General features: G+C 72.6%; 25 protein-coding genes. 18 read left to right on the forward strand and 7 right to left on the reverse strand.

Features of this window, described 5'->3' with window-relative positions; translation table 11 throughout:
* The first annotated feature begins 29 nt into the window (after window positions 1-29).
* A complete protein-coding gene (locus tag DA075_RS07305; protein WP_099952646.1) occupies window positions 30-1001 on the forward strand; it encodes an ABC transporter ATP-binding protein in 972 nt (323 codons plus the stop codon).
* Window positions 998-2197 carry an ABC transporter permease gene (locus DA075_RS07310; RefSeq protein WP_099952647.1) on the forward strand — a complete coding sequence of 400 codons (1200 nt, stop codon included), beginning with the start codon at window positions 998-1000 and terminating at the stop codon, window positions 2195-2197. The genes DA075_RS07305 and DA075_RS07310 overlap by 4 nt, the downstream gene beginning before the upstream one ends.
* A 37-nt stretch (window positions 2198-2234) precedes the next feature.
* Here DA075_RS07310 and DA075_RS07315 read toward each other — a convergent pair whose 3' ends face one another.
* On the reverse strand, window positions 2235-2630 hold the full coding sequence (locus tag DA075_RS07315) for a hypothetical protein (RefSeq protein WP_099952648.1): 396 nt from the start codon (window positions 2628-2630) through the stop codon (window positions 2235-2237).
* Window positions 2631-2905: 275 nt separating this feature from the next.
* On the opposite strand from DA075_RS07315, the gene DA075_RS07320 reads away from it, so the two are divergent.
* Window positions 2906-4174, forward strand: a complete 1269-nt coding sequence (locus DA075_RS07320) for an O-antigen ligase family protein (protein ID WP_164712237.1) — start codon at window positions 2906-2908, stop codon at window positions 4172-4174.
* A 292-nt stretch (window positions 4175-4466) separates the two neighbouring features.
* Here the strand turns inward: DA075_RS07320 and DA075_RS36455 are convergent, their stop codons facing one another.
* Window positions 4467-4643 (reverse strand): hypothetical protein, encoded by a 177-nt coding sequence (locus tag DA075_RS36455; protein WP_164712164.1) that lies wholly within the window; start codon window positions 4641-4643, stop codon window positions 4467-4469.
* 296 nt (window positions 4644-4939) lie between these two features.
* Between DA075_RS36455 and DA075_RS07325 the strand changes: the two genes are divergently transcribed.
* The 9 genes from DA075_RS07325 (at window position 4940) to DA075_RS36960 (ending at window position 14251) form a co-directional block, all read left to right on the forward strand.
* On the forward strand, window positions 4940-5251 hold the full coding sequence (locus DA075_RS07325) for a polyhydroxyalkanoic acid system family protein (RefSeq protein WP_099956470.1): 312 nt from the start codon (window positions 4940-4942) through the stop codon (window positions 5249-5251).
* 159 nt (window positions 5252-5410) lie between these two features.
* Window positions 5411-5674, forward strand: a complete 264-nt coding sequence (locus DA075_RS07330; RefSeq protein WP_123834186.1) for a hypothetical protein — start codon at window positions 5411-5413, stop codon at window positions 5672-5674.
* 249 nt (window positions 5675-5923) lie between these two features.
* Complete coding sequence (locus DA075_RS07335) at window positions 5924-6013, forward strand: K(+)-transporting ATPase subunit F (RefSeq protein WP_099905332.1); 90 nt, start codon at window positions 5924-5926, stop codon at window positions 6011-6013.
* A gap of 11 nt (window positions 6014-6024) precedes the next feature.
* Complete coding sequence (gene kdpA / locus DA075_RS07340; RefSeq protein ID WP_099952651.1) at window positions 6025-7743, forward strand: potassium-transporting ATPase subunit KdpA; 1719 nt, start codon at window positions 6025-6027, stop codon at window positions 7741-7743.
* Window positions 7744-7745: 2 nt separating this feature from the next.
* Window positions 7746-7934, forward strand: coding sequence for a hypothetical protein (locus DA075_RS07345; RefSeq protein WP_164712238.1), 189 nt, complete (start codon window positions 7746-7748; stop codon window positions 7932-7934).
* Window positions 7935-8019: 85 nt separating this feature from the next.
* Window positions 8020-10167, forward strand: coding sequence for a potassium-transporting ATPase subunit KdpB (kdpB, locus tag DA075_RS07350; protein ID WP_099952653.1), 2148 nt, complete (start codon window positions 8020-8022; stop codon window positions 10165-10167).
* A 27-nt stretch (window positions 10168-10194) separates the two neighbouring features.
* Window positions 10195-10818 carry a K(+)-transporting ATPase subunit C gene (locus DA075_RS07355; RefSeq protein ID WP_099956471.1) on the forward strand — a complete coding sequence of 208 codons (624 nt, stop codon included), beginning with the start codon at window positions 10195-10197 and terminating at the stop codon, window positions 10816-10818.
* Window positions 10815-13565 (forward strand): sensor histidine kinase, encoded by a 2751-nt coding sequence (locus DA075_RS07360; RefSeq protein ID WP_099952654.1) that lies wholly within the window; start codon window positions 10815-10817, stop codon window positions 13563-13565. Before DA075_RS07355 ends, DA075_RS07360 begins: the two co-directional genes overlap by 4 nt.
* A complete protein-coding gene (locus DA075_RS36960; protein WP_167456056.1) occupies window positions 13562-14251 on the forward strand; it encodes a response regulator transcription factor in 690 nt (229 codons plus the stop codon). Before DA075_RS07360 ends, DA075_RS36960 begins: the two co-directional genes overlap by 4 nt.
* On the opposite strand, the gene DA075_RS07370 is transcribed toward DA075_RS36960, so the two are convergent.
* The 3 genes from DA075_RS07370 to DA075_RS07380 all read right to left on the reverse strand — a co-directional run bounded on the left by DA075_RS07370 (window position 14227) and on the right by DA075_RS07380 (window position 15560).
* Window positions 14227-14442 carry a hypothetical protein gene (locus tag DA075_RS07370; protein ID WP_123834188.1) on the reverse strand — a complete coding sequence of 72 codons (216 nt, stop codon included), beginning with the start codon at window positions 14440-14442 and terminating at the stop codon, window positions 14227-14229. The two genes, DA075_RS36960 and DA075_RS07370, sit on opposite strands and share 25 nt — an antisense overlap.
* A gap of 201 nt (window positions 14443-14643) precedes the next feature.
* Complete coding sequence (locus DA075_RS07375) at window positions 14644-14925, reverse strand: hypothetical protein (protein WP_099952656.1); 282 nt, start codon at window positions 14923-14925, stop codon at window positions 14644-14646.
* Window positions 14926-15254: 329 nt separating this feature from the next.
* Window positions 15255-15560 (reverse strand): hypothetical protein, encoded by a 306-nt coding sequence (locus DA075_RS07380; RefSeq protein ID WP_099952657.1) that lies wholly within the window; start codon window positions 15558-15560, stop codon window positions 15255-15257.
* Between the two features lie 338 nt (window positions 15561-15898).
* Between DA075_RS07380 and DA075_RS07385 the strand changes: the two genes are divergently transcribed.
* Complete coding sequence (locus DA075_RS07385) at window positions 15899-16195, forward strand: hypothetical protein (RefSeq protein WP_099952658.1); 297 nt, start codon at window positions 15899-15901, stop codon at window positions 16193-16195.
* Between the two features lie 49 nt (window positions 16196-16244).
* Here DA075_RS07385 and DA075_RS07390 read toward each other — a convergent pair whose 3' ends face one another.
* On the reverse strand, window positions 16245-16829 hold the full coding sequence (locus DA075_RS07390) for a helix-turn-helix domain-containing protein (protein ID WP_099952659.1): 585 nt from the start codon (window positions 16827-16829) through the stop codon (window positions 16245-16247).
* 183 nt (window positions 16830-17012) lie between these two features.
* Between DA075_RS07390 and DA075_RS07395 the strand changes: the two genes are divergently transcribed.
* The 3 genes from DA075_RS07395 to DA075_RS07405 all read left to right on the forward strand — a co-directional run bounded on the left by DA075_RS07395 (window position 17013) and on the right by DA075_RS07405 (window position 19150).
* The gene (locus DA075_RS07395) at window positions 17013-17984 is read left to right on the forward strand and encodes a hypothetical protein (protein WP_099952660.1); all 972 of its coding nucleotides are present in this window, start codon (window positions 17013-17015) and stop codon (window positions 17982-17984) included.
* A 114-nt stretch (window positions 17985-18098) separates the two neighbouring features.
* The gene (locus DA075_RS07400) at window positions 18099-18572 is read left to right on the forward strand and encodes a nuclear transport factor 2 family protein (protein WP_099952661.1); all 474 of its coding nucleotides are present in this window, start codon (window positions 18099-18101) and stop codon (window positions 18570-18572) included.
* Window positions 18569-19150, forward strand: a complete 582-nt coding sequence (locus tag DA075_RS07405; protein ID WP_099956473.1) for a TetR/AcrR family transcriptional regulator — start codon at window positions 18569-18571, stop codon at window positions 19148-19150. The genes DA075_RS07400 and DA075_RS07405 overlap by 4 nt, the downstream gene beginning before the upstream one ends.
* Window positions 19151-19327: 177 nt before the next feature.
* On the opposite strand, the gene DA075_RS07410 is transcribed toward DA075_RS07405, so the two are convergent.
* Complete coding sequence (locus tag DA075_RS07410) at window positions 19328-20869, reverse strand: Do family serine endopeptidase (RefSeq protein WP_099952662.1); 1542 nt, start codon at window positions 20867-20869, stop codon at window positions 19328-19330.
* A 229-nt stretch (window positions 20870-21098) separates the two neighbouring features.
* On the opposite strand from DA075_RS07410, the gene DA075_RS36460 reads away from it, so the two are divergent.
* Entirely contained in the window at window positions 21099-21269 is a 171-nt protein-coding gene (locus tag DA075_RS36460) for a hypothetical protein (protein ID WP_164712239.1), read from the forward strand.
* 131 nt (window positions 21270-21400) lie between these two features.
* On the forward strand, window positions 21401-21898 hold the full coding sequence (locus DA075_RS07415; protein WP_099952663.1) for a peptide deformylase: 498 nt from the start codon (window positions 21401-21403) through the stop codon (window positions 21896-21898).
* The last annotated feature ends 109 nt before the right edge of the window (window positions 21899-22007 follow it).

Consider the following 22007-nt stretch of genomic DNA (forward strand, 5'->3'; position numbering starts at 1 on the left):
AAGCCGCAAAACGCTGCTCGGGTGACGGCATGACGTCCGATCCCGCGGCGATCCTCCGCGACCTCGCCTTCTCGTACCGGAACCGCCGCGTCCTCGACGGGATCGACCTCGCCCTGGCGCGGGGCGAGACCGTGGCTTTGCTCGGTCCCAACGGTGCGGGCAAGACCTCGCTGATGCGGCTGCTCGCCGGCCGCCTCGTCCCGAGCCGCGGCAGCGTGCGGGTGGCGGGCGGCGATCCGGGGCGCGAGGCCGGGATCCGGCGCGCCATCGCCTGGGTGCCGCAGGAGATCGCCCTCTACCCGCGCCTGACCGTGCGGGAGAATCTCGAGGTGTTCGCCCGCCTCGCCGGCCTGAAGCGGGCGGCGCGGGAGCCGGCGGTGGTCCGGGCGCTCGCCCGGGCCGCGCTCGACGAGGTGGCGGGCCGCCTCGTCGGGGTGCTCTCCGGCGGCTACCAGCGCCGGGCCAACATCGCGGTGGCGCTGCTGACCGAGCCCGCCCTGGTCCTCCTCGACGAGCCGACGCAGGGCGTCGACCAGGCCGCCCGGGCGGCGATCCACGCCGTGCTCGAGCGCCTGCCCGAGGCAGGCGCCGCGGTGCTGATCGCCACCCACGACTTCGCCGAGGCCGAGCGCCTGGCCGACCGGGTCCTGGTGCTCCAGGACGGCGCATTACGCCTCGACGGGCGCCTCGCCGACCTGCTCGCCGGCCTGCGGGCCGGTCCCCCGGAGCACGAGGTGGCGCTCGCCGAGGCCGCCGGTCCGGCCGCCGCCGCCGCGCTCCGCCAGGCGGGCTTCCACCCGGCCTCGCCGCTCACCTGGCGGGCCGGCGACGCGGTGGCGGGCGGGCGCGACGGCGCGGCGCTGCTGGCGCATTTGCGCCGCCACGGCGTGCCGGTGCGGGAGATCCGGGTGCGCGAGCCGGGCCTCGACGGACTCTACCGCCACGTGACGGAGGAGAGCGTGAGACACCCCGTCCGCCCCCCCGCGGAGATCACCGCATGATCGTCGCCTCGTTCCGGGTGATGCTGCTCACCCTGTGGCGCGACCGGGCCGCCCTGGTGATGGCCTTCGTGCTGCCGACCGTGATCTTCTGCGTCTTCGCGGCGATCTTCTCCGGCGCCGTCGGCGAGCGGATCCGCATCCAGGTCGGGCTTCTCGACCAGGCCCGCACCGCCACGACCGGGCGCCTCGTGACGGCGCTCCGGGCCGATCCGGCCCTGCGCACGGTGCTCCTCGACGGCGACCCCGCGGCGGCGGTGCGGCGGGGCGAGGTCGACGTGGCTCTGGTGCTGCGCGGCGACCTCGCGGCGGGGAGCGGCACCAGCGACGCGCCGATCCTCGTCGTCGAGAGCCCGGCCCGGGCGCTGGCCACCCCGATCGCGCTCGGCCAGGTGCAGCGGGTGCTCAACGAGGCCCTGCCCGACGTGGTCCTGTCGCGGGTCGTCGCCGATGTCGAGCGCACCGGCAAGATCGGGCCGGACGAGCGCGCCTTCCTGGATCGTGCCTTCGCGGAGAGCCGCGAGAAGCGCGAGGCCTTCTCCTTCGCGGCCCTGGTGGCGCGGACCTCGACGGCGGACGGCCAGGGCGGGAATGCCCGGGTCGCCTACTATGCCGGGGCGATCGCGGCGGTGTTCCTGCTCTTCGCCGCCATGCAGGGCGCCCTGTCCCTGGTCGAGGAGCGCCAGTCCGGCATCGCCGACCGCCTCGCCGCCGCCCCCGGCGGCCTGCCGGTGGTGGTCCTCGGAAAATTCCTGTTCCTGGTGCTCCAGGGAACCGTGCAGGGCGGCCTGATCTTCGGGGCGGCGGCGCTCCTCTACGGCGTCTCGGTCGGGCCGCACGCCGTGGCCTGGCTCGTCACCGGGGTGCTGGTCGCCGCCATGGCGTCGGGCTTGGGTCTCGCCGCCTGCGCGGCGGCGCGGACGCGCCAGCAGGCCCATCTCGTCTCGACCTTCGGGGTGCTGCTGCTCTCGGCGGTCGGCGGCAGCATGGTGCCGCGCTTCCTGATGCCGCCCTGGCTCCAGAGCCTCGGCTGGCTCACCCCGAACGCCTGGGCGATCGAGGCCTACCAGGCGGCCCTCGCCGAGGGCGCCGGCGCCGCCTGGCCGGCCTGGCTGGTGCTGGGGCTGCTGGCCGTGGCAGGCCTGGGCACGGCTCTGGCCCTGACGGCGCGGCCGGCCCTCGGGCCGGCGCGGGCGTGAGGGGACGATCGCGTCGGCGATCGTCCCGCGCGTCGCTTCAGCCCTTCAGCCGCTTGTTGCACTCCGAATAGTAGCCGCCGCCCTTCTCGATCCAGTTCAGGCCGCCGTTGCCGGCGCCGCCGGCCGCCTTGTTGGCGTTGTACTGGTCGAGGCAGGTATGCTGCCGGGCGCTGCCGGCCGGCTCCTTGGCGTATTTCGGCGAGACGGCGCTGGGGTAGATCGCGCCGGCGGCCGGGGCGTGCGGCGCGGGCGCCTGGCCGGTGGCCGCCGGGGCCGCGGGCTTGGCCGGGATGGCGGGCGGGTTCGGCGGCGGGGCCTGGTTCGGCCTCGCCGCGCCGGGGCCGAAGGGGTTCGGGGCAGGCGCCGTCGTCTGGGCGTGGGCCGGGGCGGCGAGCGCGCCGAGGATGAGCAGGGAGGCGAGGGAGAGACGCATCGTCGGGTGTCCGGATTCGGATGGCCTCAGCTTAGCAGCACCGCGGCCCCGGGGCGACACCTGCCGCCGCGGGAACCGGCGCGCCTTACGCCTTGCGGAGGAGGCCTCTCCCTTTTGCGGCGCTCCGCCCAGGTTCCGGGCCGGCTAAGTGTCTCTCGCGAAACTCCCGCCGCGCCGTCGTGAGCGACGTTCGTGACCGGGCGTTTCGTGAGGTGCACGAAGCAGGGCGCCGGCCTGACCCCGCGCCCGGCCCCGATCCGGGAATGGGACGACCGATGCTGATCGCCGCCAGCGCCCTCTTGATCCTCTTCGCCTGGTTCGCCGGGCCGCGGCGCTTCGTCGAGGTGATTCTGCTGACGCGCTCGGCCCTCGATCCCGTCTTCAACCTGACCAAGGCCGGCGGCCTCGAGGATATGGGGGTCGGCGCGTCGGTGAACCTCGCGGTGCTGGTGGTGGCGGCCGCCTGCGTGGTGACCCGGCCAAGGGTCAGCACGGCGCCGACCGCTGCCCTGTGGCTGCCGCTCCTCCTGGTCTGCCTCGTCTCGTCGCGGTTCGCCCCCGATCCCGGCACCGCGATCCGGCTGGTGATGCTGCTGGCGACCCACGCCGCCTTCTGCCTCCTGGCCTTCTACTTCGTGCGCGACCTCGCCGACCTGCGCCGCTTCCTGCTGCTCATCGTCGCCGGCTCGATCGTGCCGACGCTCTATGCGGGCCTGCAGCTCGCCATGGGCTGGGCGGAGTTCGGCGACGACGGCATCCGGGTCTACAGCAGCTTCCCACACCCCAACATCTACGCCTTCTACCTGATGACGGTCCTGGCGGTCGTCCTGACGCTGCTCGCGGGCAAGAGCTTCGCGCTCACGCCGTGGCTGCGCCGGGCCCTCGTCCTCTACGTCCCGGTCCTGCTCGGGCTGCTCCTCCTCACCAAGACCCGCAGCGCCTGGGCCGGGGCCGGCCTGATCCTCGTCACCCACGGGCTCCTCTTCGACCGGCGCACCCTGCTCTACTTCCTGGGCCTGCCGGCGGCGCTGCTGGCGGTGCCGGAATTCGCCGAGCGCCTCGCCGACCTGCAGCAGGGCAACACCATGGACGCCTACGAGAAGCTGAACTCGTACGCCTTCCGATTGCTGCTGTGGCAGGGCGCCATGACCTGGTTCTGGGAGCGCCCGCTCTTCGGCTGGGGCCTGTCGAGCTTCGGGCACTACGTGGCGCAGTTCATGCCGCTGCGGCTCGAGAACGACACCATCGATTCGCACAGCGTCTACGTGCAGTTCCTGTTCGAGACCGGCGTGATCGGCTTCCTCGCCTATCTCTGGCTCTACGCGCGGTTGTTCGCCCTGATCGGGCAGCTGATCCTCCGCGGGGAGCGCTGGGCCTGGATGCTTCTGGCGATGACGGCCGGCTACCTGTCGATGGCCTATTCCGACAACATGCTCTACTACCTGATCCCGACCTGGTACATGTGGTTCGTCCTCGGCGGCGCCTGCGCGGTGCTGGGGCAGCGCCGGGCTGTCCGCCGGCGGCCGGTGGCGCTGCCGGCCTGAGACCCCTTGCCGGGCCTCGCCCGCCCTGCAATCTTGCCCGGCCCGCCTCAGCGCAGGTGGAAGGCGATCCAGAGCACCGCGAAGGCGACGACGCCGGCGGCGAGCCAGCGCACCAGGCGCGCGACGAGGCGCTTCGGCACTGGCGTCACCGGTCTCTCCTCACCTGCCCCGTCTCACACCATCGCGCCTTCGCGTCGACGTGTCGATGCGAAGGCGTCCGGCGCATCGGCGCCGGCGCCCGTTCGGGCTTGGCCCGCGCCTCCGAACGAGGCCGTTCGAAGGCGCGGCGGTATCACTCGGACGAACGCCGGACGGCCGCGCCCGCGATGATGGTGGCGAGCGCAGCAGAGCCCAGGCCGTCCTGCAGGGCCCGCACCGGCTCGTCCGGCATCGCCAGCAGCCACAGGGCGGCCGTGGCCGCGATGCACACGGCGATGGCGCCGAGAATTCCCTGCTCGATCGCGCTCAAGACCCGTCTCCACTCGTCGGGCGCACCGCGCCCCGTCCCATTGCCCGCCCGGGTCTTCCCCCTACGCCAAGGGCCCCCCTACGCCAAGCTGGGCGGCGTGGGCAGCATTGGCCGGGCGGCCGCGGCGGTCGCGGCTCCGATCCTCGACCCCTCGCGGTGCCTCCGCGCCCTCCCCGTCCGTCCCGGATTGAATTCCCTCACGGCATGGTGGATTTCAACCAAAGATGATTCGGCGCTGCCGGAGCATCGTGCCCGAAGCCGGCCCGGATCGGGTGCGGCGGGCCGCGGAGACGGTGATGGCGAAGCCCCTGGTCGTTGTGATCCCCCACGAGATCGGCCGGGCCGAGGCACGCCGGCGCATCGACGCCCGCCTCGGCCAGGGCCGCGACCTCGTGCAGAAGGCCGGCCTCACGATGCAGGATCCGGTCTGGGACGGCGACACCCTCGCCTTCGTGGTCGGCGCCATGGGCCAGACGGTCAGCGGCACCATCGCGGTCGAGGATGAATCCGCCCGGGTCGAGGTCCTTCTGCCGCGGCTGCTCGGGATCTTTTCCGGCAAGGTGCGCGCGGTCATCGCCGAGAAGGGCGGCGAGCTCCTGGCGGCCTGACGGCCGCGCCCGGCGGCCCGAACGCCGCTCCCGGCGGCCTGAACGCGCCGTCCCGCCTTGATGAGATCCTGATATCCCGGCCCGCCCGGCCGCATCGTTTTCCCTCGGCCCCCGGTCGCAAAGACCCCCGGTGAGACGCGTCGCCGGGGGTTGATCGCGATGGATGGACGTCACGACCGGCTCGCGCAGATTGCGGCGAGCGGAGGGCTTCGCCGCGTCCGGTCCCGGGGCGACGAGGCGCGGCGGCCGGCCCTGTGCCGGGTGCGTGCCACCTGCCCGTGGTGCGGCTTCTGCGTCCACGGCTTCCTGAACGGCACCACCTGCGTCCTGCAGGTCGACGGGCGGGCGCTGCGGGCCGTCTGCGGCGAGGCGCATGCCTGCGCCGGCCTGCAGGAGGCGGTCCGGGCCGCGAGGCGCCCCTGATTCCGCCCGTCTTTATGCCGCCTTGATATCCCGGGCCCCGCGCCCCTCTCGAATCCCTATGCGTTCGGGTGGATCTCCTGGAACGGGACCGTGGCTCACGGTCCGGTTCATGCGGCGGCGCGCGTCATCCCCGCGCCGCCCGACGGGGACACCCATGTTCGATTTCCTGATGCTGGCGGCCGGCCTGGGCTTCTTCGCCCTGGCGCTCGGCTACGTCTCCTTGTGCGAACGCCTGTGAGGAGGCCCGCGATGACCCTCGATTACGGGCTCGGCGGCCTCATGACCCTCGGGCTGCTCGCCTACCTCGCCTACGCCCTCGTGCGGCCCGAGCGGTTCTGAGGGAGACACGCATGACCCTCTCAGGCTGGCTCCAGATCGCGCTGTTCTGTGCGATCGTCCTCGCCCTGGTGAAGCCGCTCGGCCTCTACATGACCCGGGTCTTCACCGGCGCGCGCACCCCGCTCTCTCCCGTCCTGCGACCGGTCGAGCGCGGCCTCTATCGCCTCGCCGGCATCGACGAGGCCCACGAGCAGCACTGGCTCGCCTATGCGGGCGCGATGCTGGTCTTCAACGCCGCCGGCTTCGCGCTGCTCTACGGAATCCTACGGCTGCAGGGCCTGCTGCCGTTCAACCCCGCCGATCAGGGCGCGGTGGCGCCGGACCTCGCCTTCAACACCGCCGCGAGCTTCGTCACCAACACCAACTGGCAGAATTACGGCGGCGAGAGCACCCTCTCCGACCTGTCGCAGATGCTGGGGCTGACGCAGCAGAACTTCCTCTCGGCGGCGACCGGCATCGCGCTCGCCGTGGCGCTGATCCGGGGCTTTGCCCGCGCCTCGTCCCGCACGGTGGGCTCGTTCTGGGTCGACCTGACCCGCTGCACCCTCTACGTGCTGCTGCCGCTCTGCATCCTCACCACGCTGGTCCTGGTCTGGCAGGGCGTGCCCCAGACGCTCGCGCCCTACGCCGAGGCCACCACCCTGGAGGGCGGGAAGCAGACCATCGCGCTCGGGCCGGTGGCGAGCCAGGTCGCGATCAAGATGCTCGGCACCAACGGGGGCGGCTTCTTCAACGCCAATGCCGCGCACCCGTTCGAGAACCCGACCGCCTGGTCGAACCTGATCCAGATGGTGTCGATCTTCGCGCTGGGGGCGGCGCTCACCAACGTGTTCGGCCGCATGGTCGGGGACGAGCGCCAGGGCTGGGCGATCCTTGCCGCCATGGGCGTGCTGTTCCTCGCCGGCGTCGCGGTCACCTACGGGGCGGAAGGCGCGGGCAACCCGCTGCTCAACGCCCTCGGGCTCCATGGCGGCAACCTCGAGGGCAAGGAGCTGCGCTTCGGCATCCCCGGCTCGGCCCTGTTCGCGGTGGTGACCACGGCTGCCTCCTGCGGCGCGGTCAACGCCATGCACGACGCCTTCACGGCGCTCGGCGGCCTGATCCCGCTCGTCAACATGCAGCTCGGCGAGATCATCGTCGGCGGCGTCGGCGCCGGGCTCTACGGCATGCTGGTCTTCGTCGTGGTGGCGATCTTCGTCGCCGGGCTGATGGTCGGCCGCACCCCGGAATATCTCGGCAAGAAGATCGAGGCGCGCGAGGTCAAGATGGCGATGCTCGCCATCCTCTGCCTGCCCCTGATGATGCTCGGCCTCACGGCGCTCGCCACCGTGCTGCCGGCGGGCCTCGCGGGGCCGGCGAATGCGGGTCCGCACGGATTCACCGAGATCCTCTACGCCTTCACCTCGGCGGCGGCCAACAACGGCTCGGCCTTCGCGGGCCTCTCGGGCAACACCCCGTTCTACAACCTGACGCTCGGCGCCGGGATGCTGGTCGGCCGGTTCTTCGTCATCATCCCGGCGCTCGCCATCGCCGGCTCGCTCGCCGCGAAGAAGACGGTGCCGGCCTCCGCCGGCACCTTCCCGACCGATGGCGGCCTGTTCGTCGGCCTCCTCGTCGGGGTGATCCTGATCGTCGGCGGCCTGACCTTCTTCCCGTCGCTGGCCCTCGGGCCGATCGTCGAGCACCTGGCGGGTGCGGCCGGCCAGACCTTCGCGGCGGCGGGGGGCTGACCATGACCACCGCTCACGCCTCCCGCATCCGCCGCGGGCTCTCCCGGCACCGGCCGCGCTCCGGCCCGCTCCCCGACCGGTCGGACTTGCGCCCCTGCGACATCGTCCTGGCGCTCACCGGCCTCGCGCTGCTGGGCACCGGCGCGATCTGGGCGGCAATCATGCTCGGCAGCGCGGCGCTCGCGCCCTGACGGCGCCTGCGCCCTGACCTCACCCGACCATCCCGGCGGCGCCTGAGCGCCGCCGTCCTCCCGGCTCATCCGGATCCCGACGATCATGGCCCAGACCCAAAACTCCTCCCTCTTCAGCGCCGCCCTGCTCGGGCCGGCCTGCCTCGGCGCGGTCACGAAGCTCGATCCGCGCCAGATGGTGAAGAACCCCGTGATGTTCGTGGTCGAGGTCGTGGCGGCCTTCACCACGCTCCTGTTCCTCCGCGACCTCGTCACCGGCGGGCACGACGCATCGTTCAAGGATCTGGCCTTCACCGGCCAGATCATCCTGTGGCTGTGGTTCACCTTGCTGTTCGCCAACTTCGCCGAGGCGGTGGCGGAGGGTCGCGGCAAGGCCCAGGCCGAGTCCCTGCGCCGCACCCGCACCGAGACCACCGCGAAGCTGCTGACCGGCCCCGCCGCCGCGCCCGGCGGGCCGCGGACAGCCTACGAGACCGTGCCGGGCGAAGGCCTCACGATCGGCGACGTCGTGCTGGTCGAGGCCGGCGACGTGATCCCGTCGGACGGCGAGGTGATCGAGGGCATCGCCTCGGTCAACGAGGCGGCGATCACCGGCGAATCCGCCCCCGTCATCCGCGAATCCGGCGGCGACCGCTCGGCGGTGACCGGCGGCACGCAGGTGCTCTCCGACTGGATCCGGGTGCGGATCACGGCCGCCGCCGGCGCCACCTTCATCGACCGGATGATCGCGCTGGTCGAGGGCGCGGCCCGGCAGAAGACCCCCAACGAGATCGCCCTCAACATCCTGCTCGCCGGCCTCACCATCGTGTTCGTGTTCGCGGTCGGCTCGATCCCGAGCTTCGCGTCGTATGCCGGCGGCGCGATCCCGCTCGCGGTGCTGGTGGCGCTGTTCGTCACCCTGATCCCGACCACGATCGGGGCGCTGCTCTCGGCGATCGGCATCGCCGGCATGGACCGGCTGGTGCGCTTCAACGTGCTGGCGATGTCGGGCCGCGCCGTCGAGGCGGCGGGCGACGTCGACACGCTCCTCCTCGACAAGACCGGCACGATCACGCTCGGCAACCGCCAGGCGACGGAGTTCCGCCCGGTCCGGGGCGTCACGCCTGCGACGCTCGCCGATGCGGCCCAGCTCGCCTCGCTCGCCGACGAGACCCCGGAGGGCCGCTCGATCGTGGTCCTGGCCAAGGAGGCGCACGGCCTCCGCGCCCGCGACATGGCGAGCCTGAACGCCACCTTCGTGCCCTTCACCGCGCAGTCGCGGATGTCGGGCATCGACCTCGACGGCTCCTCGATCCGCAAGGGCGCGGTCGATGCGGTGATCGCGAGCCTGGAGGCCGCTCCGGCGCCGTACGGCGCCGGCGCGCCGCTCGGCGCGGGCAGCGCCGCCCGGGTGCTGCAACCCCGCCTCGATCCGGCCGCCGCCCAGGAGGTCCGGGCGATCGCCGAGGAGATCGCCAAGGCCGGCGGCACGCCGCTCGCGGTGGCCCGCGACGGCACGCTGCTCGGCGTCGTTCACCTCAAGGACATCGTCAAGGGCGGCATCGCCGAGCGCTTCGCGGAGCTGCGCCGGATGGGCATCCGCACGGTGATGATCACCGGCGACAACCCGATGACCGCGGCGGCGATCGCCGCGGAGGCCGGCGTCGACGATTTCCTCGCCCAGGCGACGCCCGAGGACAAGCTGGCGCTGATCCGCAAGGAGCAGGCGCAAGGCAAGCTCGTGGCGATGTGCGGCGACGGCACCAACGATGCGCCGGCGCTGGCCCAGGCCGATGTCGGCGTGGCGATGAACACCGGCACGGTGGCGGCCCGCGAGGCCGGCAACATGGTCGACCTCGATTCCGACCCGACCAAGCTCATCGAGATCGTCGAGATCGGCAAGCAGCTGCTGATGACCCGCGGCGCGCTCACCACCTTCTCGATCGCCAACGACGTGGCGAAGTACTTCGCCATCATCCCGGCGATGTTCGTCGGGCTCTATCCCCAGCTCCAGGCCCTCAACGTGATGGGGCTGGCCTCGCCGCAGAGCGCGATCCTGTCGGCGATCATCTTCAACGCGCTGATCATCGTGGCACTGATCCCGCTCGCCTTGCGCGGGGTGAGCTACCGTGCCGTCGGCGCCGCCGCGTTGCTGCGGCGCAACCTCTTGATCTATGGTCTCGGCGGGATCCTGGTGCCGTTCGCCGGCATCAAGCTGATCGATCTCGCCGTGAGCGCCCTCCACCTCGCTTGACGAAAATTCGGCTTGAAGGACACCGCCATGCTCCGGCACCTCCGCCCCGCCCTCGTGCTCCTCACCGGCCTGACGCTCGTCACCGGCCTCGCCTACCCGCTCGCCATGACGGGCATCGCCGGCGCGCTCTTCCCGGCGCAGGCGCAAGGCAGCCTGGTCCGCGACCAGGACGGCACGCTGATCGGCTCCGCGCTGATCGGCCAGACCTTCGCCAGCGAACGCTACTTCCACGGCCGCCCCTCGGCGACCGTGGCGCCCGATCCGGCCGATCCCGCGAAGACCGTGCCGGCGCCCTACAACGCCGCCAATTCCGGCGGCGCCAATCTCGGGCCGACCAACCCCGCACTGATCGAGCGGGTGAAGGCCGACCTCGCGACGCTCGGGGCGGAGAACCCCGCCGATCCGGTGCCGCAGGACCTCGTCACCACCTCGGGCTCCGGCCTCGACCCCGACGTCTCGCCCGAGGCCGCCCTGTTCCAGGTGCCCCGGGTGGCGAAGGCCCGGGGCCTGTCCGAGGAGTCTTTACGCGCCCTCGTCGCCGGGCAGGTCCAGGAACCGAGCCTCGGAATCCTCGGCGAGCGCCGGGTCAACGTGCTCGCCCTCAACCGCGCCCTGGATCTCGGCCCGATGCCCGCGCGCCAGGCTCGATGAGGGAGAGCTCGCATCCCTCTCGCGAGGGCCTGCGGCCCTCGCCCGACGCCCTCCTGGCGCAGGCGCGCCGGGAGGCGCCCGGGCGCGGGCGCCTCAAGATCTTCCTGGGCGCCGCGCCGGGGGTCGGCAAGACCTACGAGATGCTGACCACCGCCCACGCCCGGCGGCGCGAGGGCGTCGACGTGGTGGTGGGCGTGGTCGAGACCCATGGCAGGCCCGAGACCGAGGCCCTGGTCGCCGGGCTCGAGGTGCTGCCCCGCCGCGCCGTGCCGCATGGCGGCTCCCTGCTCGCCGAGATGGACCTCGACGGGCTGCTGGCCCGAAAGCCCCGCCTCGCCCTCGTCGACGAGCTCGCCCACACCAACGCCCCGGGCTCGCGCCACCCCAAGCGCTACCTCGACGTCGAGGAGCTGCTCCAGGCCGGCATCGACGTCCACACCACCCTCAACATCCAGCACGTCGAGAGCCTGAACGACGTGGTGGCGCAGATCACCCGGATCCGGGTGCGCGAGACGGTGCCGGATTCGATCCTCGACCGGGCCGACGACATCGAGGTGATCGACCTCTCGCCCGACGACCTGATCCGGCGCCTGCAGGAGGGCAAGGTCTACCTGCCGCGCCAAGCCGAGCGGGCGCTCGAGCACTTCTTCTCCCCCGGCAACCTCACGGCGCTCCGCGAGCTGGCGTTGCGCCGCACCGCCCAGCAGGTCGACGACCAGCTCGTCACCCACATGCGCGCCCATGCCATCCCGGGCCCCTGGGCGGCGGGGGAGCGGGTGCTGGTCTGCGTCAGCGAGGATCCGCGCGCGGCGGGCCTCGTGCGCTACGCCAAGCGCCTCGCCGACCGGCTGCGGGCGCCGTTCACGGCCCTCACCATCGAGGGGCGGCGCAGCGCCGGCTTGAGCGAGGCCGAGCGCGACCGCATCGCCGACACCCTGCGGCTCGCCGAGCGGCTCGGCGCCGAGACCGCGACCCTGCCGAGCCAGGGCCGCATCGCCGACGACGTGGTGGGCTTCGCCCGCGAGCACAACGTCACCCACGTGGTGATCGGCAAGTCGACCCGCTCGCGCTGGTTCGAGCTCCTCCACGGCTCGGTGGTGCACGACCTGCTGCGCCGCTCCGGCCCGATCAGCGTCCACGTCGTGGCGGGCGAGGAGGTCGCCGGGGATCCCGCATCCCACAGGGGCGTGCGCACCGCATCCCCGCCGCGGCCGAGCCTCCTGCCCTACGGGGCCGCGCTCGCGGCGGTCGCGGTCGCGCTGGCCGTCGGCCTCGCGCTGCAATCCTCCCTCGGCCACGAGAGCACCGACCTCGTCTTCCTCACCGCCGTGGTGGCGGTGGCGGTGCGCTTCGGGCTGTACCCGTCCCTCGCCGCGGTCCTGGCCTCGTCGCTCGCCTACAACTTCTTCTTCCTGCCGCCGCTCTACACCTTCACGATCGCCGATCCCACGAACGTCGTCGCGCTGTTCTTCTTCACCCTGGTGGCGGTGGTGGTCTCGAACCTCGCCGCGCGGGTGCGCGCCGAGGCGACGATCTCGCGGGCGCGGAGCAAGGCGACGGAAGCGCTCTACGGCTTCTCGCGCAAGCTCGCGGGCTGCGGCACCCTCGACGACGTGCTCTGGGCCACCGCCTACCAGATCGCCCTGATGCTGCGCCTGCGGGTGGTGCTGCTCCTGCCGCAGGAGGGCGCCGCGGCGCGCAGCGGCGCCATCGCCGTGATGGCGGGCTATCCGCCGGAGGACTTCCTCGACGAGGCCGACCTCGCGGCGGCGACATGGACGTTCGACCACGGCCGCCCGGCGGGCCGGGGCGCCGACACCCTGCCGGGCGCCAAGCGCCTGTTCCTGCCCCTGCGCACCGGCCGCGGCATGGTCGGGGTGGTGGGGCTCGACGGCGACAAGCCGGGGCCGCTCCTCACCCCCGACCAGCGCCGGCTCCTCGACGCCCTGGCCGACCAGGGCGCCCTCGCCATCGAGCGGGTGCACCTCGTCGAGGACCTCGACCGGGCCCGGCGCTCGGCCGAGACCGACCGCCTGCGCCAGGCCCTGCTCTCCTCGCTCTCTCACGACCTCAAGACGCCGCTCGCCGCGGTGCTCGGCTCCGCCACGACCCTGCGCGACCTCGGTCCCGCCCTGGACCGGGAGGCGCAGGGCGAGCTCGTGGCGACGATGATCGACGAGGCCGAGCGGCTGAACCGCTTCATCGCCAACCTGCTCGACATGACGAAGCTCGAATCCGGCGCGCTCGCCCCGAACCTCGCCCCCCACGACCTGGCGGAGATCGTCGCGACGGCGCTCGAGCGGGCGGGCAAGATCCTCGCCCATCACCGGATCGCGCTGGCGCTGAGGCCCGGCCTGCCCTCCCTGCGCCTCGACGCGGTGCTGATGGAGCAGGTGCTGTTCAATCTCCTCGACAACGCCGCCAAATACGCGCCGGAGGGCAGCCTGGTGCGGATCGAGGGCTGGCGGGAGGGCGACGCGGTCGCGTTGCGGATCCTCGACGAGGGCGAGGGCCTCCCGGCGGGCGACGAGGAGCGGATCTTCGACACCTTCTACCGGGTGAGGAAGAGCGACCGGGTCCGGGCCGGGACGGGCCTGGGCCTCGCGATCTCCCGCGGCTTCGTCGAGGCGATGGGCGGGCGGATCACCGCCCGCAACCGAAGCGACGGTCAAGATCCCGCCTTCCCGGGGGCCGCCTTCACCCTGACCTTCCCGGTGCCCCGCGCCGCCCTGGAGGACGCCGCGTGAGCAACGACATCCGCATCCTGGTGATCGACGACGAGCCGCCGATCCGCCGGCTCCTGCGCGTGGGCCTCGGCAGCCAGGGCTACGCCGTGACCGAGGCGCCGAACGGCCGCACCGCCCTCGACCTCCTGGGGCGGGAGGATTTCGCCCTGGCGATCCTCGATCTCGGCCTGCCGGACATCGCCGGCCACGACCTGCTGGCGCAGATCCGCGGGCTCAAGCCCGACCTGCCGGTGATCGTGCTGTCGAGCCGGGACGACGAGGCCGGCAAGGTCGAGGCGCTGGATCTCGGGGCGGACGACTACGTCACCAAGCCCTTCGGCATGAACGAGCTGCTCGCCCGGATGCGCACGGCCCTGCGCCACCAGCTCGCGGTCGGCGGCGAACGCCCGGTCTTCCGGGCCGGCGACCTCTCGGTCGACCTGGTGCGCCGGATCGTCCGGGTCGGCGAGCGCGAGGTGAAGCTGTCGCCCAAGGAATACGACGTGCTGCGCCTGCTCGTGCACCATGCCGGCAAGGTGCTCACCCACGCCCATCTGCTCCGCGAGGTCTGGGGGAGTGCCGCCGACCCGCACTATCTCCGGGTCTATGTGCGCCAGCTGCGCCAGAAGCTCGAGCCCGAGCCCGAGCGCCCGCGCTACATCCTGACCGAGACCGGGGTGGGCTACCGGATGCGGGCGCCTGAGTGAGGCGGCGCCTCGGCCGGCTCCGTCCCGGCCGTATCCTCCGGCGCGGCGGGTGGCGCAGTCTCAGGGGCGCGCCGCACCCAGGCGTCGAGGGCCCAGCCGATGCCGCGGCCGGCGACGGCCACGAAGGCCAGCGACCCGGCGAGGTGGAGGAAGAGCGGCGCGTCCGACAGGGCGGGCAACGGGGTGGGCAAGGTGGTGGCTCCCTGATCTCGCCGCGGGAGAAGACCGCCGGGGCCGGGCCGGCCGCCAGTGCTCCGGCGCCACAGCGCCCCGGGACTAGCCGGGACGGGGCGACCGCCCGAGGGGAGCGGCCATGCGCGGGACGGCACGCGGATGGACGCTGTGGCGGTCCCGCCTCAGAGTCGGGCGTCGCTGCCGGCGCGCCTCGCGACTCAGCGCGGCGCGATCGCCGCGTGAGACCAGGCCCCCTGCGGCGGGAGCCTGACGGTCGCCGCCAGGGTCGCGCAGCAGCGCACCGGCAGCGGACAATCCTCCCCGGCGCCGCGGTGGCACGCGCGGCGGGCCGGCGCGCCGCGATGGTCGTCCTCGGCGGACAAGGTGGCGAGCAGAAGATCCTGCTGGTGGTACTCGAAGCCGAGGGACACGCGCATGCCGCGCAGGACATTCCGTTCGTGATCGGTCGACAAACCGTTCTGCTCGCGGGTCTCGATCAATGATGCCTGCCGAGCTGCTCGGTCGCACGTTGCTCCGATGTTGGATTGGACTTGGGTGAGCAGCGCCCGCGCGTCCATCATGCCCCCTGAACCGTTGCGTCCGCGGATCTGTGGTCGTCCGCGCTGTCGATAACCTGATCCAAGCCGCTGCGGCTGAGGAGAGGGATGACGGTTAGATGTGAGTGCAACCGACTCCCCCGTGGCCGGGGAGCCACGTTCGGCGGCTGGGCCGGGGGCTCGGGCCCGGCGAAGCGGCCCGCTCGAAGGCGCGGGAGCAGCGCCCGGCCGCGATTGCGACCGGGCGCTGCTCCGGGGCCGGCCCCTGCGGGTCAGTGCCGGCCGCGGAGCCGGGCATGGGCGGTCGCCCGGCCCTCGGCCGCCGCGGCCGGCACCGACGCGGTTTGACCGGTCGCGGCCTCCGCGGCGGCCTCCGCGGCGGCCTTGGCCTCCTGCTGCTCGTGGTCGATCGCCATGAAGCGGTACATGTCCCACTTCGTGGTGCCCTCGCTGAACATGCCGGACGGCGCCTTGTAGCTGTAGTTCTCCTTCGCCGATTGGGCTTGGGCCGACGTCATCTGGGCCGCGTTGGCGGCGAACAGCGCCGCCCCGGCGAGAAGCAGGGTCGTCTTCGTCATCGTCGATCTCGTTGGCTGGTGCGGGCTTCCGCAAGGGTGCGGCGCCGATCGCCGTGGGATTTAAGTCGGCCACGCCATCATCAATGTGCGTTGGCACACATGATGACCGAATACGTATCGCATCTCCGGATTAATTACTGTTTGCCGACTTTGCTTATGGCTCAATAAGGTCGATTTATTCTATTTGTCGTATGAAATATGCAAAAATGTTCCACGATCTGCCGAGCTCGCGTGGCGGTGGTGTGGAGACCCGCCGGGGCGATCGTCGCCCCACAAAAAGCCATTCTCGTCTGGCTGTGTGGCCCGGCATGGTTCGACGAGCGCGAGAGCAGGGTCCGATGACGCAGATAGCCGCCTTCCTGGTGTTCCTGGCCATGGGCGTGACCAACCTCCTGGCGGTGCAGGCCGGCCTGACCGCGGTGCTGGGCGTGCCTGTCCTCGTCGCCCTCGTGATCGCGGTGCCGGTCTTCTACTTCCGCTTCGTCGGCTCGGCGGCGGGCATCGTCGGGGCGATCGTCGGCTGGCAGATGTCGGTGCCGCTGGCGGTGCTGCTGTTCTGCTGGCCGGTGCTGGTCTACGGCTTCCTGCGCGGCGGGGCCGAGGCCCGCAGCGTCCTCGCCCGGCGCGCGGCCTGAGCCGTCGACGCATTCGGGACTGCCGCGGCGTTGAGCGCTGCGGCAGCGGTCAGCGCTGCCGCACCACGGCGACGAGGTAGCGGCAGGGCTGCCCGCTCCGGTTGGCGAAGGTGCAGTCGGCCGGCGCGCCGAGCGCCAAGCAGTCGCCGGGCTCGAGCACGTGCAGGGTGTCTCCCTCCCGGAAGGTCAGGGTGCCGTCGAGCATCCAGATCATCTGGCGCAGGAAGGTGTAGGACGCCGCCGGATACGAGACCTCGGCGCCGGCCGGCAATTCCACCTCGGTCAGGTCGAGGGGATGCTCCACCGGGTGCGGCGAGATTTGCGGTGAGACTTGTCGGCGGCGGTAGCCGGTCGCCGGGTCGATCCAGACCGGCTGCGTCGCGGCGCGCGCGAGCTGGCCCGTCTCCCCCTCCGCCCGGGCCAGCAGGGTCGAGAGGGTGAGCCCGAAGGCCCCCGAGAGCCGGCCGAGCAGCACGGCGGTCGGGCTCGCCTCGGCCCGCTCGACCTTGCTGATCATCGCCTTCGAGACGCCGGACCGGGCCGCGAGGTCACCGAGCGACCAGCCCCGCGCTTCGCGCTCCAGCCGCAGCCGGCGGGCGAGGCCGTCGGTGGGATCGGGCGCGGGCATCGTCATCGGACCAGCCTATACGGCATCCGGATGCACCTCACTCCTGACGCAAGGGCAGGAAACCGGCATCCGGCGGTGCCGTCCCCAGGTTTCTTCCATCTAAGTCTTTGTCACGGACGCACTTTCCGCAAAACTCGATGCATGCTGGCGAATAGGGCGCCAGGGGTGCGGGCAGCGAGGCGGTGGAGCGTGCGGGACGGAAGTGGGCGTTGGCGGCTCGGCGTGGCGGCTTTCGGGGCCGCCGCCATCCCGTTCGCGGTGATCGCGGCCCTCGATCCGCGCATCGGCCTGCTGCGCCCGCGCCCGGCCGCGGAGGCCCAGGGCCAGGGACCGGGCGCTCATTGGCAGCATTCCCGCGGGCAGGATTCCCGCGGGCAGGAACTCAGCGGGCAAGAACTCATCGGGCAGGAACTCCGGGGGCAGGCTGAAGGGGCTTCCCAGCGTCCGGCCCGCCTGCCGCACCGGCCGTCATCGGGCGAGGAGCCGGCCCCCGAACGGCCCTGCCCGGTCTGCACGGCCGCGCCAGCGGGCCCCGACGGTCCGGCGTCGATCCGCGGCACGCTCCCGGATTCGGACATCCAGATCCCCGACGTCTCGCGCGAGCGCAGCACCCAGCGCGAGCGGCTGATCGGCTGGACCGCCCATCCCGACCGGATCTCGGGATCGGCCGCGAGCCTCGATCTGGTCGGCCTCGTCTTCACGGCGCCGCGCCCGCCGGGGGGCGGCTACCGGCCCCTGGCGGTCGACCTCGCGGGCGCGCCCGACCGCGCCGTGGTGCTGGTGGCCGAGCAGCCCCTGACCGTCGCGCTGACCACCGTCCCGCCGGACCGCGCCGCTTCCCTCGGCGTCGAAGCGGGCGCCGCCTTCACCCTCGCGGAGGGCCGCCCGGACCGGCTCGCTGGCTTCCGCGCCCTGCCCTATGGCGCCGCCGAGGTCGCGCCGGTGCTCGATCCCCTGCGATTCGGGCCCGAGACCCTGCGCGGCTTCTGCGCCGCCCTACGGCTCTGGGCGATGCAGTTCGGCCTGCCGGCCCGGCGCATCCGCTACACCCTGGTCGAGAACCCGACCCGGATCGCGCTCGCGGGCGAGGCGGTGCGGAGCGACGGCACGCCCCGCGGCAGGATCTCCGGCAGGCGGCTCGCCCGGCTCTGCCAAACCTGATCCCCGCTGGCCTCGAATCCCCCGCTGATCCTGGGGCCGGTCCGCGACGGGATCCGGCGCGCTTGACGCCGTCCCGGTACGCCTTTACCGATCGGTACAGAAGAGGAGCCCGCCATGTCCGAGAGCCGCCCGCCGCTGCCGCCCTTCACCCGCGAGACCGCCCTCCTGAAGGTCCGCGCCGCCGAGGACGGCTGGAACGGCCGCAACCCCGAGAAGGTCGCCCTCGCCTACACGCCGGACAGCCGGTGGCGGAACCGCTCCGAGATCTTCCAGGGCCGCCCGGCCATCGTCGCGTTCCTGACCCGCAAATGGGCCCGCGAGCACGAGTACCGCCTGATCAAGGAGATCTGGGCTTGGTCGGACACCCGCATCGCGGTCCGCTTCGCCTACGAGTTCCACGACGCATCCGGTGCGTGGTTCCGTTCCTACGGCAACGAGAACTGGGAGTTTGCGGGGAACGGCCTGATGGCGGCACGCCATGCCAGCATCAACGACCTGCCGATCGCCGAGGGCGAGCGCCTCTTCCATTGGGACCGGGCCGGGCCGCGCCCGGCCGATCATCCCGGCCTGACGGAGCTGGGGCTCTGAGGGCGCCCCAGACCCGCGAGGCGATCCTGCCCCTGCTGGCGGAGACCTTTCGCGAGCACGGCTACGAGGGTGCGAGCCTGTCGGCGATCTCCCGGCGCACCGGGCTCGGCAAGGGCAGCCTCTACCACTTCTTTCCCGGTGGAAAGGAGGAGATGGCTGCCTGCGTGCTGACCGAGATCGAGACGTGGTTCGAGGTGCGGATGTTCCGCCCCTTGCGCGAGGATCCGGACCCCGCCACGGCTTTGCGCGCCATGCTGGCGGAGACGGACGTGTATTTCCGGTCGGGGCGGCGCGTCTGCCTCGTCGGCGCCTTCGCGCTCTCGACGACCCGCGACGCCTTCGCCAGCCGCATCGACGCCTATTTCGCCGCCTGGCGCGACGCGGTCGCCGCGGCCCTCGCCCGGGCCGGGATGGCCGAGGCCCGCGCCCGCGACCTCGCCGAGGAGACCGTCACGTCGATCCAGGGCGCGCTGGTGACGGCGAGCGCGCTGCAGGATCCCGGCGTGTTCGGGCGGACCCTCGCCCGGCTCGCGACGCGGCTCGAGGCGGCGCTCGCCGAGAGCGCCGCTCACGCCTGACGCGAAAAGCGCCGGCCCCTCCCGGGGCCGGCGCCTCTGCTACCGCAGCGCCTTCGAACGGACTCGTTCGAAGGCGCTGGCTCAGCCCGAACGGGCGCCGGCGCTGATGCGCCGGACGCTTTCGCATCGACGTGTCGATGCGAAAGCGCGATGGTATGATCGATCCGGTGGAACCGCTCAGCCGTTCTTGCTCTGCAGGCCGACCGCCACGAAGCGGGTGCCCTTGTCGTTCTTGATCCGCATCAGCACCGCCTTGCGGCCGTCGTTCTCCGCGGCGCGGATGCGGGCGGCGACGTCGGAGAGGGTCGAGACCGGCTGGCCGCCGACATCGAGGATGACGTCGCCCTCCTGGATGCCCTTGGCCGCCGCCGGGCCGTCCGGATCGACGCTCACCACCGCGACGCCCTCCTGGCCGGCCCCGACCTGGTCCGCCGGCGCCAGGCCCAGGCCCAGCCTCGGCTGGCTGTCGCCGCGGCGCCCGCCGCGATCGTCGAGGCTCGCCACCTTGGTGTCGTTCGGCAGCGTGCCGAGGGTCACCTGGGCGGTCTCGGCCTTGCCCCCGCGCAGATAGGCGAGGTCGACCTTGGTGCCGGGCTTCAGCGAGGCGATCTTGCGCGACAATTCGCGGGCATCGGTCACCGGCTCGGCGTTCACCGCCTGGACCACGTCGCCGGATTTCAGCCCCGCCTTGGCGGCGGGCGTGCCGTCCTGGGCGCTGGTCACCAGCGCGCCCTTGGCCTTGTCGAGGCCGAGGCTGTCGGCGATGTCCTTCGTCACCGGCTGGATCTGGAGGCCGAGATAGCCGCGGGCGACCTTGCCGTCGGTGCGCAGCTGGTCGACCACCGCCTGCACGGTTTCCGAGGGAATCGCGAAGGCGAGGCCCACGTTGCCGCCCGACGGCGAGGCGATCGCGGTGTTGACGCCCACCACCTCGCCGGAGACGTTGAAGGTCGGCCCGCCCGAGTTGCCCTTGTTGATCGGCGCGTCGATCTGCAGGAAGTCGTCGTAGGGGCCGGCGCCGATGTCGCGGCCGCGGGCCGAGACGATGCCGGCGGTGACCGTCCCGCCGAGGCCGAACGGGTTGCCGATCGCCACCACCCAGTCGCCGACCTGCGGCGCGCCGTGGGCGAGCTTCACGTAGGGGAACGGCGCGCCGTCGGTGACCTTGAGCAGCGCCAGGTCGGTCTTCGGGTCGGTGCCGATGATCTTGGCCGGCAGGGTGCGGCCGTCATCGAGGGTGACCTCGACCGTCTTGGCGTTGTTCACCACGTGGTTGTTGGTCACCACGTAGCCGTCGGCCGAGATGAAGAAGCCCGAGCCTTGCGCCGCGCCACCGCCGTGGCGCTGCGGGCGCCCCATGCCGCCTCCCATGCCGCCATTGGGACCGCCCTCGCCGAAGCGGCGGAAGAACTCGCGCAGCTGCGGCGGCACGTTCTGAAGGTTCGGCCGGCCGCCGCCCTCCTCGTCGTCCGAGGCATCGTCCGAGAGCTTCACCTTCACCGAGACGACGCCGGGCTTCACCCGGTTGACGATCGGCGCGAAGCTGCCCGGCGGATGCTCGGCGGTGGTGATCGGGGTCTGCGGCAGGGCCTGGGCGTAGGCGGGGGTGCTCGGCGGCAGGAACGCGGTGCCCAGCGCGCCGGTGGCCACAAGGGTCACGGCCGCCACGGAGGCGAGGGCCTTGCGGTGGAAGCGGGAGGTCTCGGTATTCTGGGGCATCGGGGAGGGCTCCGTCTGGCGAGGGCCGCGCTCGCGGCCGGTCGATGGGGCCATTATGGTCGGCGGGCCTGACCGCGCCGTGGCCCGAAGATTACGGTTTGGTCAGGCACGTCCGGCCCTCCGGGCCGGCGGCACGCGGCGTCGGAACGCCGGGCCGCGATCCGGGCTTGACGGACGGCCCGCCCCGATCCCCGTCCCTCCCGGACGCCCCCGCACCCCGAGGATTCCCATGGACGTCGTCGTCTCGGTCATCTCCCTGCTGCTGGTGCTCGTGCTGATCGCCCGGGGCGTGCCGGGCCGCAACCTGCTGGTCGTGCTGGCGGTGGCGCTCGCCGTGGTGGTGCTGGTCGTCGGCATCGAGCGGGCCGGCCTGTGGCCCGAATCGTTCCACACCCGCTAGGAAGCGTCTCCCGCCCGCTAAGCAGATCTCGCAAAAGCGGTGGCCGGTTTGCGGCAAAAATCCGCGACAAAACAAGACTCTGAGCGGACGAAGCGTTGGCCTGCCAACGCAAGTCTGCTTAGAAGGACCCGATGCCCGCCCTCCCCCTGGTTCTCTACCCCGACCCGCGCCTGCGCCTGGCGGCGCCCCCGGTCACCGCCTTCGACGACGCCTTGCGCACCATCGCGGGCGACCTGCTCGACACGCTGCTCGCGGTCTCGGCGCTGGGCCTCACCGGCCCGCATGTCGGCGCGCCGGTGCGGCTGACGATCATCCGGGCCGGGCTCGACCTCGCGCCGCGGGTCTACGTCAACCCGGAGCTGGTCTTCACCTCGCCCGAGACCGCCCGCCACCGCGAGGGCAGCGTCTCGATGCCGGGCGTCGACGAGGAGGTCGAGCGGCCGGCCCGGGTGCGGGTGCGCTGGCGCGACCTCGACGGCACGGCGCACGAGGCCGAGGAGGAGGGCTTTTCCGCCGCCTGCCTCCAGCACGAGATCGACCAGCTCGACGGCCTGTTCTGGATCGAGCGCCTGTCCCGCCTCCGGCGCGAGCGGGTGTTCAAGCGCTACGCCAGGCTGCGGCGGGGCTGAGGCCCGCGGGGGGCTCCTTCCCCGGCCGGGCCTCCGGGAGCAGATCCGCCTTAACCGGACGGGAAGCCCCGCCCGGGCAGGCTGCCGGCCCGATCCTGATCCCGACGCG

This window comes from Methylobacterium currus (assembly GCF_003058325.1).
Lineage (GTDB): Bacteria > Pseudomonadota > Alphaproteobacteria > Rhizobiales > Beijerinckiaceae > Methylobacterium > Methylobacterium currus.